The following is a 17967-nucleotide window of genomic DNA, read 5'->3' on the forward strand; positions in this document are numbered from 1 at the left end:
CGATTATGGGAAGATAATGATATCATCAGGAAACTGGGGTGTGTAGATGGAGGACAAGACTAGAATACGCCTTACTTCGGCAGAAATGTCCAGTATGTGGACGCAGTATATTAATGATACAATTTCAATCTGTGTATTAAGTTATTTTATGAACAACATAGACGACAATAAAATAAAAGAAATCGTTGAATATGCGACCGGAGCTTCACAAAAAAACATATCTCTATTAAAGGAGATGTTTGATCGTGAAGATTTTCCCTGTCCCGTTGGTTTCACAAAGAAAGATGTGAATATCCACGCACCCCGAATTTTCTCAGATACATTTGTCATGATGTATCTAAGACATATGTCCATTCTGGGAATGGCAGCAAATAGTGCGGCAATTGGCCTGGTAACTCGCCCTGATGTGATCTCATTTCATAAAAGTGTGCTGAAATCCGCAGTCGGGCTGCAGGATTTGACGAGAGAGTTAATGCTGGAACAAGGGACTTATATTCGGCCTCCTTTCATATCAGTGCCAGACAAGGTTGACTTTGTTGAGAAACAAAAGTTCCTGTCAGGTATCAAAAGCAGGAGACGTGTACTTACCTCGGTAGAAATCACTCATTTATTTTTGAATATACAAACAAATCAAATTGGGAAAGCTCTAATCATGGGATTTATGCAAGTTGCACAGGATAAAGAGGTTAAAGAGTATTTACAGAGAGGGAAGAAAATTGCTCAAAAACATGTCGACTTATTCAGTGATATCCTGAAGAAAAATGATATCCCTGCTCCAATGTTTTGGGATGCTGCCGTAACAGACAGTACCACGCAGGTTTTTTCGGACAAGCTGATCTTATTCCATATTTCGGCGATGATTGCCGCAGGGATTGGTAACTACGGAGCTGCCATGGCCGCAAGTCCGCGTAAGGATATAGGGTTGAAATATGCTTCCCTCATTCCCGAAATAGCTTTGTATGCGGAGGACGGTGCTAATATCATGATTAAAAATTCCTGGCTTGAGGAGCCTCCAATGGCTGATGATCGGGACCAGCTGTCCGGGTTGAAATAAATTGAAGAAGGGTGTCCCGTGTTTTGAATACACATGGTACACCCTTGATTTATGGTTATGTAATCATTCATTGTTGATTTGCATAAAGGTATCAAAATTCCTAAGCGGAGAATTTCCGTCTATTGTATATAGATGAAGCTTTTGAAGCGGAAATAAAGGGAGTTATTCCGAATACAAAATCCAGCGATTTGGATTAAATAAACGAAAAAATGCCCCTTATTTCCATTAAATAAGGGGCGGTTCCAATTTAAGCAGAATTACTCCGCTTATTTTTTCGCCACTGTAAAATCTTTTGCCAGCAGAAATAGTCAGAAGCCAGTGGCAATACTTTCTATTTGGCATTTTGTAAATCAGGGAATTTCACCGGGGTATTTACCGATAATTGATCCCGATAGGAACGGTACGCTATGACTGAATGATTATGAGAATGGACGTCGAGCTGCAAAATTTTTCCTTTGTTTGTCTCTAAATAGTATCTCATCTCACCCTTACTTAGTTCATAAAATGAAATGGTAACACCCAGGTATTGTTTAGTTGTGATTCTTGTATCAGGATGATTCCTGACATAGTCGGCTATTTGCTGGACAGTTGCTGAGGATGCACTTGTGATGGAATAAAGAGTTTCTTTGGCGTGGCCGAATGCCTGATTCAAACCTATCTTTGCTTTATCGAGCAAATTATTAAAAGATATGTTCAATTTCATTTCCTCCAACTAAGCATTTTCCATGATGTTAGTAATATACCCCGGAAGATTATAGTGAATCCATTTTATTGTTTATTTTACTTTCGAAATACCATCTTAAAATCGGGGGGACTGCAAAGTAGATAAAGAATAACCTAAAAAGCTGGAAACCTGATACTATGGATAAATCCGCATTGACTTCATGTGCAATGATGCCCATCTGATCCATTCCGCCTGGCGCCAGGCTGAGAAAGCTTGTAACTATATTGATGCTCAAAGCGTCTGATAAGAAGAAACTTAATAAAAGTGATTCCATCACAAGCAAGAAACCACTCAACAATGCGAGTGTGATGGTTAATGATTTCCTCTCTAATTTCTGAGGTTTTAAAAGCAGGCCTATATAGCCGCCAATCATCAGCTGTGAAGCATCCATTACCGATGACGGCAGGGATGGGCCAGTAAATCCAGCATAAGACAAAATGGCTGTTCCTAATATTGGCCCGAGTAAAAATGGAGTAGGCAGCCGCAGCTTTTTAGCGATTATCACTCCAAGGATACATACTAAAATAAATGAGAAAGAATTAATTGGTTCTGAAACAAACTGGTTTGCGCCTTCCAATCCATTATTCGCCGAATGGCTGATGTTAAGCACAGGGCCGAATATGATAAAAGGGACGACAAAAACAATCATTAATAATCTGGAGACCTGAAGGAAGGTAACCGTTGTAATATCGATGCCCTTCATTTCTTCTGCAAAAATGATCATTTGTGACAGCCCGCCTGGGATACTGCCGGTCAACACAGTAGGATAATCAACTTTAGTCAATTTTGATATCACTTTAGAAATCAAGGCAGCAGAACTTACCAGAATCACCGTCATCATCAACATGGTTGGAAGGTTTACTATGATATTCTCTACTGATGAACGTGTAAAGGAAAGACCGATTGAATATCCAATCAGGACCAATGCTGAATCCCTAAAAGCCCTTGGCCAGTGTAAGGTTAATCCTTTAAAACGATCAGCAATCAAAATTGCCGACATTGGTCCAAGGAGCCAGGAAACAGGGATTGAGAGGGATGAAAATATCAGGCCGCCAGCTAAAGCGATCAAGAAAGAAAATATGAATGATTTTGCGCGTAAGTTATTTTTCAAATCTGCACCTTCTAGTGATTTTGTCACTCCACCAATTTTGGTAAGACAATCCTAGCATAATGTATGTATTTGTTAAAAGTAACATAGGACAAGTTTCATTATTGTAGAGATTATAAATTGCTCCGGGAGATGATTTTATGGGTCACGATATCAATAGCTTTGAAGAATTGAGAACTTTATTTGGTGAGCCAAGTGAGTTGGCAAAATGTAAGGTAATTTCCTTGGTGGATGAACATTGCTCCAATTACATCTCTCACTCGCCATTTTTAGTCTTATCCACCTCAGACGAAAATGGGTACACAGATGCCTCTCCAAGGGGTGATGCCGCAGGCTTTGTCCTTGTTCTCGACCATAACCGGATAGTGATTCCTGAGCGGCCAGGGAATAAAAGAATGGATTCTCTGAAAAATATCTTATCAAACGGCAGAGTAGGGCTGTTGTTTCTAATTCCTGGGATGCTGGAGACATTGAGAGTCAACGGAAAGGCCAGATTGACACGTGACCCAGAACTGCTGGGTAGGATGAAAGCCGGTGGGAAGGAGCCTCTGCTTGGCATCGTAGTGGAAGTAGAGGAATGCTATATACAATGCGGAAAAGCATTGAAACGGTCAGGTTTATGGAATCCTGGAACCTGGGGAGACTCATCAACACTGCCAAAAGGTGCAGAGATACTGGCAGCACACTCAAAAATGCCTAAAGGGTCAGAAGATGAGATCCAGCAAAGATTGGAAGATGGATATAAAAATAGACTTTATTGATGGCGTGTTATTCCCAAATTAAAAAGCTGCCAATTGGCAGCTTTTTAATCATTCATGCAAACATTTACGAGTGCTCAAGTGATTCCTCTTGGATTACTTCGTCCAGTCGGTCGGGGTAATTAGTAAACATTCCCGTAACTCCCCATTCCAGAAGCATTTTCATATCATCCTTTTCATTGACCGTATAAGGGAAAATCATCAGACCAGAACTAGTTACTTTTTGGATGTAGCCTGGGCTGACGGCTGTGTAATGCAATCCGACGCCAATTGCGTATTCTTTGATTTTGCTTACTTCCTGATCAGTAATGACCGCTGGGGCATAGTAAGACAACAGTTGGACCAATGGAATCGATTCATCCATTTGATGTATTTTTCTTAAGCTTTCAGCACTGAAAGATTGAACAATAACATTTCCGAATGGCTGGGCACCGGTAAGATTGTATTCATTCAGAATATCGAGTAGCTTTTCTTCCATTCCAGGATAGACTTCAGGTGATTTGGTTTCAATGAAAAACTTTGAACTAGAACCGAATTCAGTAAGCACTTCACGCAGGGTAGGAATCTGGAGCCCCGTATAATCGGCATTCTTTTTTTCAGGGTAGGCTTCATTAAACCAAGAACCTGCATCCAGTTTCTTTATTTCCTTAAGTGTAAGATTTTTGACTAGTCCCTTTTTGTCAGTGGTCCGGTCTATGCTTTCGTCATGCAGCGCAATCAATTCTCCATCCTTTGTCATTTGAAGGTCGATTTCAATGTAATCGCCATTCATGCTATTCCCAAGTTCGTATGCGAGAAATGTATGTTCAGGAACATAGCCTGAAGCACCTCGGTGAGAAATGTTGAATGCCTTGACTTGCCCGTTATCCGAGGAGGTTTTCGCTAAAATAGTATCTGATGTTGTTCCTGATAGGTAAATGATCATAGCTGCGATTGCCATCCAGCGAAAATATCCAACCATCTCCAATGTTCCCTCCTAAGAGTATTCGATGCATTGCATTATGGAGATTTTATAACAGCGGGTACGTAAGTGAGAATATTATTTACATCTTTGCAAGTTATAAGTCAGAAACATGAAAACTACTTCCAAACCTTCCACCAGTTGCGTTTGGATTGTTTAGAAGCTGCTGTTTCCCTGAAGCTATCAACCATATTTTTGAACATCTCATCTCGCGTCCTGATCTCACGGCGGAACTCCTCTCGTTCAGACTGAAGAGTTTGTACAAGATAATCTCGTTCCTGATTGATGACCTGATTTAAATTGGAGAGCTCTTGATTGGTTGTCTCACGGCTATTGGAAACATAATCAGCAAGTATTTTAAATTCCTCGGAAACCGTCTCAGTGGTCTCGTTCAATCTTTTTGCCAATAGGGATAATTCCTTGTTTGTACCGGAAGATAGCTTATCCACAGAAGTTTCCAGCTTAATGATTTTTTCATTTGTTCCTTTCGATGTTTTAGTCAAATTAGAGGTTAATGATGCTATCCGTTCGGAAGTACCCTTCGAAACATTCGAAATGCTTCCGGATAGGGCATTTATTTTTTCGGAAGTACCTTTTGAAACCTTCGCAACACTTTCAGTCAGCTTGGTGATTTTATCAGTTGTCCCCTTGGAGCTATTCTGGATATTTTCAGATAGCTGGGCTATTTTTTCAGTGGTGCCTTGCGAAGCCTTCGTTACACGGTCCGTTAGCTTGCCAAACATTTCTGTTGTACCTTTTGAAACCTTCGCAAGATTCGTGCTGATTTCGGAAGTCCCTTTCGAAACATTCGTAAGCTCTGTTGAGATGGTTCCAAGACGTTCGGAACTTTCCTGTGAGCTTTTGGTTACTGTTTGAGAGAGATCGATAATATGTTCATTGGTCTTTTCGCCTGTTTTATAAATTGAATCAGAAAGGGTTTTTACTGTGGTAAAAGTCCCTTTTGAAATTTCTTTTTTTACATCTTCCAGAACTTCTTTTCGAATGCCATTTCTGATCTCTGCCTTGACCTCTTCAAGCAGTGATTCCTTATATTGTTCCATTGCCATCATAAAAGCGGCATATTCATTCGTACTGTCTGGCTGGGGTGCGGATGGCATATTCGTCTTTACAGCAAGGTTGTTTCCATTTGGAGTTTGTTCTGACACGACATCAGTACCCATATGTCTCTGCAAAAGCTCCCGAATCATTTCTTTGCTAAGATTCTTATCGCGCATTTGTTTTATTTTCATCAATTGGTCTATTTCAATATCCGTATAAAATCTTGCACCTTGTTTCGTTCTTGGGATAACCAGCAAACCGGCAAGATCCTTCTCCCATTGTCTAATGGTGCCAGATGGAACATTTATTTTCTTGGACACCTCTTTGATTGTGTATGCCTTCATGAATTGAGTGTCAGTCATCATGTACATTCCTTTCTGTTTTGGTTTATGAAAATATCGATGTCCTATTACAATTCAGCAAGACCATTCCTGTTTTCCTGCATGGTGACAAAACCTCTCAAAAGTAGTGTTGTTTCAGCATAACTATCTGAAATCATACAGTGTTTGCAAACATTCTTTCATGAAGTTATCATTTGTGGTGATGATTTTCTCTTTTTGATTTACAATAGTCATGTAGGCTGATATTCAGGCTAAGGGGGATTTAAGAGGAACAAAAAGATTGTCGGTAAAGGAAGGCCCTCAATACATAATTAACAATCATTGTGAATATTTCATGCTTTTTGGAGGGGTAAACAAATGTCTGAGGTAAAAGTCCGAATTGAAAAGGATTTTCTGGGAACGAAGGAAGTATTAGCGGATGCTTATTATGGAATTCAAACTTTAAGGGCGGTTGAAAACTTCCCGATTACTGGTTACAGAATCCATAGTGAGCTGATCAAGGCAATGGCCATGGTGAAAAAGGCAGCAGCACTTGCCAATATGGAAACAGGAAGACTATACGGTGGCCTGGGGGAGGTCATCGTAAAAGCAGCTGATGAAATTATCCAGGGACAATGGCACGACCAGTTCATTGTGGATCCGATACAAGGTGGAGCAGGGACATCCATTAATATGAATACGAACGAAGTGATAGCCAACCGTGCTCTGGAATTGCTAGGTGAGAAGAAAGGGGATTATTTCACCCTTAGTCCTAATTCCCATGTAAACATGGCGCAATCGACAAACGATGCATTCCCAACAGCGATGCATCTGTCCGTGCTGGCGCTTCTCGACAAGCTCCTCGATACGATGGAAATCATGCGAGATGTCTTTTCCCAAAAAGCAAGGGAATTCGATGCTGTCATCAAAATGGGCAGGACACACTTGCAGGATGCTGTTCCAATCCGACTCGGCCAGGAATTCGAAGCATATACGCGGGTGATCGAAAGGGATATTGAAAGAATCAAGCATACCCGGGGCCACTTATTTGAAGTGAATATGGGAGCAACTGCCGTTGGGACCGGGCTAAATGCCAATCCGAAGTACATCAAAAATGTTGTACGGCACCTTTCTGAAATCAGTGGTTATCCATTAAAAAATGCGGACCATTTAGTTGATGCCACTCAAAATACAGATGCCTATACAACAGTTTCGGCTGCTTTGAAGGTTTGTATGATGAATATGTCAAAAATAGCCAATGATTTACGCCTGATGGCTTCCGGTCCTCGGGTAGGCTTTAACGAGATTTTTCTTCCATCGAGACAACCGGGCTCTTCCATAATGCCTGGCAAGGTGAATCCGGTCATGCCTGAGGTCATCAATCAGGTAGCCTTCCAGGTAATTGGGAACGATCATACGATATGCCTTGCTTCCGAAGCAGGTCAGCTGGAGCTGAATGTAATGGAACCAGTGCTTATATTTAACCTGATTCAATCGATCAGCATCATGAATAATGGATTTAAAGTTTTCACAGATCATTGTCTTGTCGGAATTGAAGCAAATAAAGAAAAGACCGAAAAGGATGTCGAGCGGAGCGTAGGCATCATCACTGCTGTCAATCCGCACTTAGGTTATGAAGCAGTGTCGAGGATTGCGAGAGAAGCAATCCTGACAGGAAAGTCGGTAAGGGAACTATGCCTTGCATATGACGTCCTGACAGAAGAAGAGCTTGATTTGATCCTGAATCCATACGAAATGACAAACCCGGGCATTGCAGGGGAAGAGTTATTAAATAAAGATTGATTACAAATAGGGTGGCCGAAAAAGTACAATCTTTTTGGCTTCCTTTTTTTATTTTTCCAACGGTCATCTTAATATGTTTATTTTGAAAAAATGCTAAAAAGAAATAATACACTGTTTTTTATTTGGCCAAAGGGGAATTAAGCCATTAAAGAAATTTTCAATAACCAAATTAAAAATTGCATCTTTAGAACAGGAGGAATTTGAATTGGCATTTCGTAAACCTCAGGAAATTGCTCAAGTGACCATAGATTCCGGCACATACAAGGCTGCTATGCCCGTAAAGAACATGCTGGCACTGGGATTCCTGGGCGGTGCTTTCATTGCTATAGGGTATCTTTTGGACATCAGGGTAATCGCGAACCTGCCGCACGAGTGGGGAACTTTCGGAACATTCCTTGGTGCATCGGTATTTCCTCTCGGGCTGATTTTGATTCTTCTTGCTGGTGGAGAACTGTTGACGGGTAATATGACCGCCATATCAATGGCCAGCCTTGCGAAGAAGGTAACAGTAAAGATGCTATTGAAAAATTGGTTATGGATTACTCTGAGTAATTTTGTAGGTGCTCTTTTTGTAGCCTATTTTTTTGGCCATATTGTCGGCCTGACAGAAACGGGACCTTATCTTGAAAAAACAGTCGCAGTAGCAGGCGCAAAACTGGATGCTGGTTTCTGGGCTGCTTTTTTCTCAGGGATAGGTTGTAACTGGCTTGTTGGTTTAGCGGTGTGGCTCTCATATGGGGCATCCGACATGACGGGGAAAGTGTTGGCCATCTGGTTCCCGATCATGGGCTTTGTGGCAATCGGATTCCAGCACGTGGTCGCAAACATGTTCGTCATCCCTGCAGCGATTTTTGCTGGCTATTATAGCTGGGGGGAGTACATCACTAATTTTGTCCCCGTTTACTTAGGTAATGCAGTTGGCGGTGGAGTCTTCGTAGCTTTGATCTATTGGATGAGCTATAAAGACAGCATTAAAAAGTCAGCTGCAAAGCCTGAGGATCAATTTTTAAAGGCGAGTGCAAAAAAACGGGCAGCAAGCAAATAAAAATGGAACCTCTGGGGCGGAGGTTCCATTTTTTTGTCACTGGCTTATTTCACAATAACCCAAGGGATTTTAAACCATTGTAAATCCCCGAGTTAGTAACAGCAGTTGTCTTATGTTTTGCATATTGAATCAGGTCAGGATGCGCATTGCCCATCGCGAATCCTTCACCAGCACATGCCAGCATTTCCTTGTCATTCATGCCGTCTCCAAAGGCAATCGACTCTTCACGTTTAATCCCCAGTTTTTTCAGAAGAAATTCGACGCCAATCCCTTTATTTACACGATCACGAATGACATCATAGCAATGCTGCATACCCTCGACATTCACCTGGGACAAATGGATTCCATTCTTGAATCTGTAAAGCGACTCACCATTATTTCCAGCGGTGATGATCGTCATGCCAAGTATTTTTTCGATCGTATTATCAGTGAAAACTGCATTCTGGCGTAAATGAAATTGTTTGAGAAAGGCTTGTACCGATTCGGATTCCGGATTGGTTAAGTAATTTTTTTCATGTGAATAACTAACAACTTCATGGCCATTTGCTGCTGCCACATCCAAAATGTATTTGACATCATCAGGATGCATTGGTTCAGCGAAAATCGTTTCGCCTTCATAAATCCCCAGTGCGCCGTTATATCCAATAAATGAAGTAATCTGAAGTTCCTTTGCAAGAACCGATATCTCATGGAGCGGACGTCCTGTAGCTAAAACCACCTCAATGTTTTGACTCTTCATATTATTAATAGCTGTCTTAGTAGAGTCTTCGATCGTATCATCTGGTCTTAAAATCGTTCCGTCTATATCCAAAAATAAAATCTTATAATGTCCCATGGCAAATACTCCTGACTTAAAAGGATAGTTTAAGTGTTACACAATGACCCTGAAGTTATCAAATAATGTGGTATGACGGATCTTGTTTAATAGAATTTACAAAAGGGTAAACTTTAACCAAGAAAACAATAAGGAAAGGAGATGTTGCTAATGTTATGGACAATAGCAGGAATATTGCTGGTACTTTGGCTTCTGGGTCTGATTTTTGAAATCGCCGGCGGAATCATTCATATCCTCCTGGTCATCGGGATTATCTTGATTGCATATAAGGCGATCAAAGGACGGGCTTCTGGTTGATAGGAGTTTGGGCAGCGGCAAATAGTCGCTGCCTTTTAAATTGGTTTTTGATACAGTTGGATTGTTTTTTGATGGACAGGGCTTATTGGTGACCTATTTTCGAAATTTTAGGGATTTTAGGTAACCAAACGGGCTTGTTGGTGCTCTGTTTTTCTCATATTAGGAAGTTCACTTCACCAATCGCGCTCTTATAGCAATGTTGTTTGAAACCAGAGGCTCAATACAGAAAACCAGCATGGCATGCGCTGTTCATTCAATTTGCCCGAATGTGAACCTTGATTAATAAAATCCATTTCCTTTATTTTCTATGCTTTTTCATAATACAATGACAATACATACTTTACGGGGAGAGTGGATGTCCAATAATGAACATTAATCAGATTACAAAAACTTTATTGGGGCGTACACCTACAATTTTGGGCAATGAACAATTCATCAAGTTCGCAGTATTACTTCCATTAGTGGAAGTCAATAACGAGGTCCATATTTTATTTGAGGTGCGATCCCTTACAATGAGAAGGCAGCCTGGAGAAGTATGCTTTCCGGGCGGCAGGATAGAGAAGGGAGAAGGACCTCAAAAAGCAGCGGTCAGGGAAACCTCGGAAGAGCTTGGCATAAATGAAAGTGAGATTGTCGATGTGTTTCCTCTGGATTATATGGTATCGGCATTCGGTACAATCATTTATCCTTTTGTCGGGAGAATCAGTGATCCAAGTAAAATCATTCCGAATGAAGCAGAAGTGGGTGAGGTATTCACAGTACCTTTGTCATTTTTTAAAAAGAACCAGCCTGACAGTTATAAAATCAATTTCCAGGTGGAGCCAGAAGATGGCTTTCCTTTCGATTTGATTATCGGCGGCGAGAATTACAATTGGCAAACACGGAAAATGGATGAATATTTCTATCGAGCTAACGGAAAGGTGATATGGGGTCTTACAGCCAGAGTGCTGACCCATTTTATAGAACTGATGGAAAACCATGATTCTAAAGAGTAGGAGCTCATACTGCTCTTTTTTTTTGTGGAAACCATTATCTTGAAAAAACTGTTTCAAAAACTCCTGCAGGTATATAAAAGAGAATTTGGAAATTCATTTCCTACATCTTTCTTTAAAAAATACGCAAAAATATTATTCAATCAATAACGTTTTTGCAACATTAAAATCAGTGACAAATCTACTATTTCCTTGTAAGAGCTGAATTTAATAGCAAAAAAGGTTGCGATTGGTAGATTTATTATTTATAATTTTAAGATAATTATTCATAGAAAGTTGGGCAAATTATGAAATTATACATATCTGTGGACATGGAAGGAATCACTGGTCTGGTCGACCATACCCATGTGGATTCTTCTAAGCATAATTACGAACGTGGTCGAAAAATCATGACCCAGGAAGCAAACTATGTCATTGCAAAAGCATTTGAAACTGGCTGCCGTGAAGTCATCGTCAATGATAGCCACTCTAAAATGAACAATCTCCTAATAGAGGACCTTCATCCAGATACACAGTTGATTACTGGCGATGTGAAGCCTTTCTCAATGGTCCAAGGGCTTGATGATAGCTTTGAAGGAGCCGTTTTTGTCGGCTACCACGCAAGGGCTTCTATGAGCGGTGTAATGTCTCATTCGATGATCTTCGGTGTCCGCCATATGTGGATCAATGATGTTCAAATAGGAGAACTTGGATTCAATGCCTATGTGGCTGGTTATTTTGGAGTACCTGTCATCATGGTAGCAGGGGACGATGGTGCTGCACGCGAAGCTGAGGCGTTGATCCCTGGCATTACAACAGCTGTAGTCAAGCAGTCTATTTCACGGTCTGCTGCAAAGTCTCTGACTCCGGTCAAAGCTGGTGAACTGCTTGCTGAAAAGACAGAGGCGGCTATCAAGAACCTGGAAAAAGTGAAACCGCTTACTCCGCCTGAGAATCCTGTATTAAGAATTGAATTTGCCAACTATGGCCAGGCAGAGTGGGCAAATTTGATGCCTGGTACAGATATCGAAGAGGGAACGACTATTGTAAAGTTCCAGGCCAAGGACATTCTAGAAGCCTATCAAGCTATGCTTGTGATGACAGAGCTGGCCATGAGGACGACATTCTCATAGAATGTGCTCAACTACCTCAAGAACTGACACTAAGACATGATAAGGATGTGAATCAATGCTCCGTTATTTACTCAAACGACTCGGTTCGATGGCGGTCACGCTGCTGGTCATCATTACGCTGACCTTCTTCTTGATGCACTCTATTCCTGGTTCTCCTTTTAATGAAGAACGGGCAACGAGCGAAGCGGTCCAAAAGAACCTTGAAAGTTTCTATCATTTGGATGAACCTTTATACGTCCAATACTTTATTTATTTAAAGTCGGTCGCGACATTTGATTTCGGACCTTCTATTAAAAAGTCCTCCCAGACTGTAAACGAGATGCTTGGAAGGGGATTCCCTGTCTCATTCGAGCTTGGAATGATCACCTTGATTGTCGCGATATTTTCCGGCATCCTTCTAGGGATCATTGCGGCTCTCCGCCATAATGGCTTGATCGATTATCTTGCGATGACAGTAGCGGTTGTCGGCATATCAGTACCAAACTTTGTTATGGCGACACTTTTAATCCAGCAGTTGGCTGTAACCTGGGAAATACTTCCGGTCGCCACCTGGACAAGTCCTAAGCACATGATTCTGCCGACTCTGGCACTCGCTACAGGACCTATGGCCATCATCGCCCGCTTGACGAGATCGAGCATGCTTGAGGTCTTGACGCAAGACTACATACGGACAGCAAAGGCAAAAGGGCTGTCACCAGTTAAAATCGTCTTTAAACACGCATTGAAAAATGCATTGCTGCCGGTTGTCACCATTCTTGGGTCATTGGCAGCCAGCATACTTACAGGAACTTTCGTCATCGAAAAGATTTTTGCCATTCCGGGCATGGGTAAGTATTTTGTCGAGAGCATTAACCAACGTGATTATCCAGTCATAATGGGAACAACGATTTTTTACAGTACAGTATTGATCGTCATGCTTTTCCTTGTAGATCTCGCCTACGGAATACTTGACCCAAGGATCAAGCTTCATAAAAAGGAGGGGAAATGATGGCTCTGCGCAAACATCAGGAACCACAAGCAGCCTCGTCCGTTCCAGACGATTGGTTTGTTCCAATAGAAAAAAATGACTCAGAAGCAGAAGCTGTTGTCAGGCCAAGTCTATCGTACTGGCAGGATGCCTGGAGACGCCTCCTTAAGAATAAGCTGGCAATGCTTGGGTTGTTTTTCTTATCTGTATTGACATTCATGGCCATTTTCGGTCCGATCATCTCGCCTCACACAGTGGACCATCAGGATTTGGTCAATCAGAATCTGCCGCCATCAAGCGAACATTGGTTTGGAACTGATGAACTCGGTCGTGATGTATTCACACGGACGTGGTATGGTGCCCGTATTTCTTTATTCGTCGGCATTGCTGCAGCTTTGATTGATTTTCTGATCGGAGTGATTTATGGAGGGATTGCAGGCTATAAGGGTGGAAGAACAGATCATTTCATGATGAGAATCATCGAAGTTCTTTACGGACTTCCATATTTGCTTGTCGTCATTTTAATTAGTGTAGTAATGGGGCCAAGCCTGGCTACGATTATATTCGCACTGACCGTTACTGGATGGATAGGTATGGCACGGATTGTGCGCGGCCAGGTCCTCCAGATCAAAAACTACGAATACGTTTTAGCATCGAAAACTTTTGGAACGAAAACAGCACGGATCATCCGTAAAAATCTGCTTCCAAATACGATGGGGCCAATCATTGTGCAGATTACACTATCCGTTCCATCAGCAATCTTTGCCGAAGCATTCCTTAGCTTCCTTGGTTTGGGCATCCAGGCACCGCTAGCGAGCTGGGGATCGATGGCTAGTGATGCTTTGCCGGTTATCTTGTCCGGTGACTGGTGGAGATTGTTTTTCCCGGCATTCTTCATTTCATTGACGATGTTCTCGTTTAACGTTTTAGGTGACGGGCTTCAGGACGCACTTGACCCGAAGCTAAGGAGGTAAGCAACATGGAAAAAGTACTGGAAGTAAAAGACCTTCATGTTTCATTTAAGACATACGGCGGAGAGGTAAAAGCTGTCCGCGGAGTCACTTTTGATTTGCATAAAGGCGAAACATTAGCAATTGTCGGAGAGTCTGGCTGCGGGAAAAGCGTGACCTCCCAAAGTATCATGAGATTGATTCCGGAACCCCCTGGCAAGTTTGACGGCGGTTCCATCCTTTTTAAAGGAAAAGATTTGACGAAACTGAAGGACCCAGAAATGCGGAAAATTCGCGGATCAGATATATCAATGATCTTTCAGGATCCGATGACTGCACTGAATCCGACTTTGACAATTGGTGATCAGCTGACAGAAGGAATTCTGCAGCATATGAAGCTATCAAAGGAGCAGGCAAAGAAGGTTGCAGTACAAATGCTTGACCTAGTGGGAATTCCTAGTCCACAGGCTCGGCTGAAACAATATCCGCATCAATTCAGCGGAGGGATGAGGCAGAGGATCGTCATTGCCATGGCGCTGGTCTGCCAGCCGGAAGTGTTGATTGCCGATGAGCCGACAACAGCACTGGATGTGACAATCCAAGCCCAGATTTTAGAGTTGTTCCGTGATATCCAGAAAAAAACTGGCGTCTCCATCATCCTGATCACCCATGATCTTGGTGTTGTAGCACAAGTCGCAGATCGGATCGCGGTCATGTATGCAGGCAAGATTGTTGAGACAGGAACAAGGAGAGAGATTTTTTACAATCCTCAGCATCCGTATACGAAAGGGTTATTGAACTCAGTTCCGCGTTTGGATGTTGACGGGGCGGAGTTAGTCCCAATCGGCGGGACACCGCCTGATTTGTTCTCACCGCCAGTGGGTTGTCCTTTTACAGCCCGCTGCCCATATGCAATGCAGGTTTGTGACAAAGTCTATCCTGCAGAAACAAAACTTTCCAACAGCCACGGGGTGGACTGCTGGCTGCAGGATGAGCGTGCAAAAAAATTAATCGCAAGTAACTAGCGTTCAATCAGGCATTTGCCTTTTTGATATATATTTGGATCAACATAAGGGGGAAACAGAGTGAAGAAGTTTTTAACCATACTCATGGCGGCACTGCTCGTATTCACGATGGCAGCATGTACCGCGAACGACAACGCAGGAAAAGAAAAAGAGGGGAAAGACAGTGGTGATGGAGGAGAGGAAAAGGTTCTTTACCTGAACAACGGCCAGGAACCAACATCTTTTGACCCGCCAATCGGCTTTGATTCAGCTTCTTGGAACGCATTGAACAATTTGATGGAAGGTCTGACACGTCTTGGTAAAGATCATCAGCCAGAAGAAGCTACTGCAGAAAAATGGGATGTATCTGAAGATGGAAAGACATACACATTCCACATTCGTGAAGATGCAAAATGGTCCAATGGAGACTCTGTAACAGCAAATGATTTCGAATTCGCTTGGAAGCGCCTCCTTGATCCAGCAACTGGTTCTGCTGCGGCATTCCTTGGATACTTCATTGAAGGTGGAGAGGAATTCAATAGCGGAGAAGGTTCTGCTGACAATGTAAAAGTAAAAGCAGTGGATGATAAGACATTTGAAGTTACATTAACAAGTCCACAGGCCTATTTCTTAAGTGTCATTGCCAATCCGGCTTTCTTCCCGATCAATGAAAAGGTTGCCAAGGAAAACCCTGAATGGTTTTCTGAAGCAGACTCTTTCGTCGGCAATGGACCATTTAACCTTGCTAGCTGGGAGCATGACACAAAATTCGTCATGGAAAAGAATGACCAGTACTGGGATGCAGAAAACGTAAAACTTGATCGTGTTGAATGGGCAATCGTAGACGACACAAACACTGAGTATCAAATGTATGAGGCTGGAGATTTGGATGTTTCCGACGTTCCTGCTGAATTAAGTGAAAAGTTGTTCGACGAAGGAAAGGTAAATGTAGACGATCAAGCTGGCGACTATTTCTACCGTTTCAATGTCACGAAGGAACCATTCCAGAACGTGAACATCCGTAAAGCATTTGCACTTGCGGTTGACCAGCAGAAGATCGTTGACTATGTCACGAAGAACAAAGAAAAAGCTGCTTATGGCTTTGTATCTCCTGGATTCCAGGATCCATCAGGTAAGGATTTCCGTGAAGTGAATGGAGATTTCAATAAGACTGATGTAGAAGAAGCGAAAGCATTACTTGAAAAAGGAATGGAAGAAGAGGGTTACACCGAGCTTCCTGAAGTGACTCTGACATACAGCACAAGCGATGTGCACAAGAAGATTGCTGAAGCATTACAGCAAATGTTCAAAGAAAACTTAGGTGTTGAAGTCAAGCTTGCCAACATGGAATGGAATGTTTTCGCAGAAGAACAGAAAGCATTGAAGCACCAGCTTTCCCGAAGCTCATTCCTTGCTGACTATGCTGATCCAATCAACTTCCTGGAAAACTTCCAGACTGGACACTCCATGAACCGTACTGGCTGGGGAAATCCTAAGTATGATGAACTGATTCAGCAAGCAAAGAATGAATCTGACGAGGCAAAGCGTTTTGACTTGATGTATCAGGCAGAAAAAATCCTGTTTGAAGAAGCACCAATCTTCACGGTCCACTTCTATAACCAGGTATATCTGCAAAATGAAGCAGTTAGCGGTGTTGTCCGCCATCCGGTTGGATATCTTGAATTAAAGTGGGCAGATAAGAAGTAATTTTTTCTAAGAAAGAGGTGTTCATCTTGGAACACCTCTTTTTTACTAGTACATACTCTTCCATAATGTCTTATAACATATGAAATTTATTTTGCCGCAAAGCAAGCCATGGGCATTTACGGAACAGAACCAGAGAGTAGATATTGGGTAAAAGCAGAGCCGTTGCATTTACCGAAAAGTGTCGGAGAACAGATTATTGGTAAAAGCAGAGCCGCTGCATTTACCGAAAAGAGTCGGAGCGCAGATTATGGGTAAAAGCAGGGGAATTTTTTATCCTGATAATTAAGGTTAATAATTCAATTTTTTTAAAAAACTAAAATTTCACTAAGGGAGTTGATTGACATGTCAATTAAGCCCACACGCTTGAAAAAAGGTGATACGGTGGCTGTTATTGCGCCAGCGAGTCCGCCTAACAAGGAAAACCTGAAGCGCGGCTTAAAATTCGTCGAGGATTTAGGGCTCAATTATAAATTAGGAAAATCCTTGTATTCAGAATATGGTTATCTTGCCGGAAATGATGAAGCGAGATTGGCCGACTTAAATGAAATGTTCCTTGATGATGAAATCAAAGCGATCATCTGTGCTGGAGGAGGATATGGAACAGCCCGGATTGCCTCCGCATTAGACTATGATGCTATTAAAAATAACCCGAAAATTTTCTGGGGCTACAGCGATATTACATTCTTGCATACTGCCATCAGGCAGCAGACAGGGCTGATTACTTTTCACGGTCCGATGCTTGCTTCGGATATTGGAAAAGAAGAGGCTGATCAAATATCCAAGGATACTTTCAAGCAATTGTTTGCACCAGCTGAGCTGAATTATGATTCTACTATTTCCCAAATTGAAGAATTGGTTCCAGGATCCGCTGAAGGTCCTCTGGTTGGAGGAAATCTCTCACTTCTATCAAGTTCGATGGGCACTCCTTTTGAAATTAATACAGAAGGAAAGATCCTGCTTATAGAAGATATAAATGAAGAACCGAGGGCAGTTGACCGCATGTTGAACCAGCTTTATATGGCTGGTAAACTTCAGGAATCAGCCGGGATCATTATTGGTGACTTTAATAACTGCGTACCGGAAAGAGAGCTCTCTTTATCTCTGGAAGAAGTTATTGACCATTACATTCAACTTGCGGGCAGGCCGGCACTAAAAGGCTTCAAAATGGGGCATTGTTCCCCGCATATTGGAGTTCCGCTCGGTGCGCCTGCTACCATGAATACGAAAGAAAAAACGCTTTATGTAGAGAGCGGAATCAACTAGAACTAAAA

17 protein-coding genes are annotated in these 17967 nt (G+C 42.1%); 12 read left to right on the forward strand and 5 right to left on the reverse strand.

The window, feature by feature from the left end; translation table 11 throughout:
- The first annotated feature begins 46 nt into the window (after positions 1–46).
- Positions 47–1054, forward strand: a complete 1008-nt coding sequence (locus AB5I83_RS04970; protein ID WP_448973283.1) for a DUF3231 family protein — start codon at positions 47–49, stop codon at positions 1052–1054.
- Between the two features lie 331 nt (positions 1055–1385).
- Here AB5I83_RS04970 and AB5I83_RS04975 read toward each other — a convergent pair whose 3' ends face one another.
- Positions 1386–1751 carry a hypothetical protein gene (locus AB5I83_RS04975; RefSeq protein ID WP_448973285.1) on the reverse strand — a complete coding sequence of 122 codons (366 nt, stop codon included), beginning with the start codon at positions 1749–1751 and terminating at the stop codon, positions 1386–1388.
- A gap of 55 nt (positions 1752–1806) precedes the next feature.
- Entirely contained in the window at positions 1807–2889 is a 1083-nt protein-coding gene (locus AB5I83_RS04980) for an AbrB family transcriptional regulator (RefSeq protein WP_448973287.1), read from the reverse strand.
- Positions 2890–3026: 137 nt separating this feature from the next.
- Here AB5I83_RS04980 and AB5I83_RS04985 point away from each other — a divergent pair, with 137 nt between their 5' ends.
- Complete coding sequence (locus AB5I83_RS04985) at positions 3027–3647, forward strand: pyridoxamine 5'-phosphate oxidase family protein (protein WP_448973289.1); 621 nt, start codon at positions 3027–3029, stop codon at positions 3645–3647.
- A gap of 64 nt (positions 3648–3711) precedes the next feature.
- Here the strand turns inward: AB5I83_RS04985 and AB5I83_RS04990 are convergent, their stop codons facing one another.
- Both AB5I83_RS04990 and AB5I83_RS04995 read right to left on the reverse strand, forming a co-directional pair.
- Positions 3712–4605, reverse strand: a complete 894-nt coding sequence (locus tag AB5I83_RS04990; protein ID WP_448973922.1) for a glycerophosphodiester phosphodiesterase — start codon at positions 4603–4605, stop codon at positions 3712–3714.
- Between the two features lie 119 nt (positions 4606–4724).
- Entirely contained in the window at positions 4725–6029 is a 1305-nt protein-coding gene (locus AB5I83_RS04995; RefSeq protein ID WP_448973291.1) for a MerR family transcriptional regulator, read from the reverse strand.
- Positions 6030–6362: 333 nt separating this feature from the next.
- Between AB5I83_RS04995 and aspA the strand changes: the two genes are divergently transcribed.
- Entirely contained in the window at positions 6363–7787 is a 1425-nt protein-coding gene (aspA, locus tag AB5I83_RS05000) for an aspartate ammonia-lyase (protein WP_448973293.1), read from the forward strand.
- Positions 7788–7992: 205 nt separating this feature from the next.
- Complete coding sequence (locus AB5I83_RS05005) at positions 7993–8832, forward strand: formate/nitrite transporter family protein (protein ID WP_448973295.1); 840 nt, start codon at positions 7993–7995, stop codon at positions 8830–8832.
- 49 nt (positions 8833–8881) lie between these two features.
- Here AB5I83_RS05005 and AB5I83_RS05010 read toward each other — a convergent pair whose 3' ends face one another.
- Positions 8882–9667, reverse strand: coding sequence for an HAD family hydrolase (locus tag AB5I83_RS05010; protein ID WP_448973297.1), 786 nt, complete (start codon positions 9665–9667; stop codon positions 8882–8884).
- 150 nt (positions 9668–9817) lie between these two features.
- Between AB5I83_RS05010 and AB5I83_RS05015 the strand changes: the two genes are divergently transcribed.
- The 8 genes from AB5I83_RS05015 to AB5I83_RS05050 all read left to right on the forward strand — a co-directional run bounded on the left by AB5I83_RS05015 (position 9818) and on the right by AB5I83_RS05050 (position 17959).
- Entirely contained in the window at positions 9818–9964 is a 147-nt protein-coding gene (locus tag AB5I83_RS05015; protein WP_167830891.1) for a lmo0937 family membrane protein, read from the forward strand.
- Between the two features lie 365 nt (positions 9965–10329).
- On the forward strand, positions 10330–10959 hold the full coding sequence (locus AB5I83_RS05020) for an NUDIX hydrolase (protein WP_448973299.1): 630 nt from the start codon (positions 10330–10332) through the stop codon (positions 10957–10959).
- Between the two features lie 284 nt (positions 10960–11243).
- On the forward strand, positions 11244–12068 hold the full coding sequence (locus AB5I83_RS05025) for a M55 family metallopeptidase (protein WP_448973301.1): 825 nt from the start codon (positions 11244–11246) through the stop codon (positions 12066–12068).
- A gap of 55 nt (positions 12069–12123) precedes the next feature.
- Entirely contained in the window at positions 12124–13056 is a 933-nt protein-coding gene (locus AB5I83_RS05030) for an ABC transporter permease (RefSeq protein ID WP_226641838.1), read from the forward strand.
- Complete coding sequence (locus tag AB5I83_RS05035) at positions 13056–14009, forward strand: ABC transporter permease (protein ID WP_448973924.1); 954 nt, start codon at positions 13056–13058, stop codon at positions 14007–14009. The genes AB5I83_RS05030 and AB5I83_RS05035 overlap by 1 nt, the downstream gene beginning before the upstream one ends.
- 5 nt (positions 14010–14014) lie before the next feature.
- Complete coding sequence (locus tag AB5I83_RS05040; RefSeq protein WP_448973304.1) at positions 14015–15010, forward strand: ABC transporter ATP-binding protein; 996 nt, start codon at positions 14015–14017, stop codon at positions 15008–15010.
- Between the two features lie 60 nt (positions 15011–15070).
- Positions 15071–16696: a peptide ABC transporter substrate-binding protein gene (locus AB5I83_RS05045; RefSeq protein WP_448973306.1), complete on the forward strand. Its 1626-nt coding sequence runs from the start codon at positions 15071–15073 to the stop codon at positions 16694–16696.
- Between the two features lie 342 nt (positions 16697–17038).
- Positions 17039–17959, forward strand: coding sequence for a S66 peptidase family protein (locus tag AB5I83_RS05050; protein WP_448973308.1), 921 nt, complete (start codon positions 17039–17041; stop codon positions 17957–17959).
- Positions 17960–17967 lie beyond the last annotated feature (8 nt).

It is taken from the genome of Mesobacillus sp. LC4, assembly GCF_053543455.1.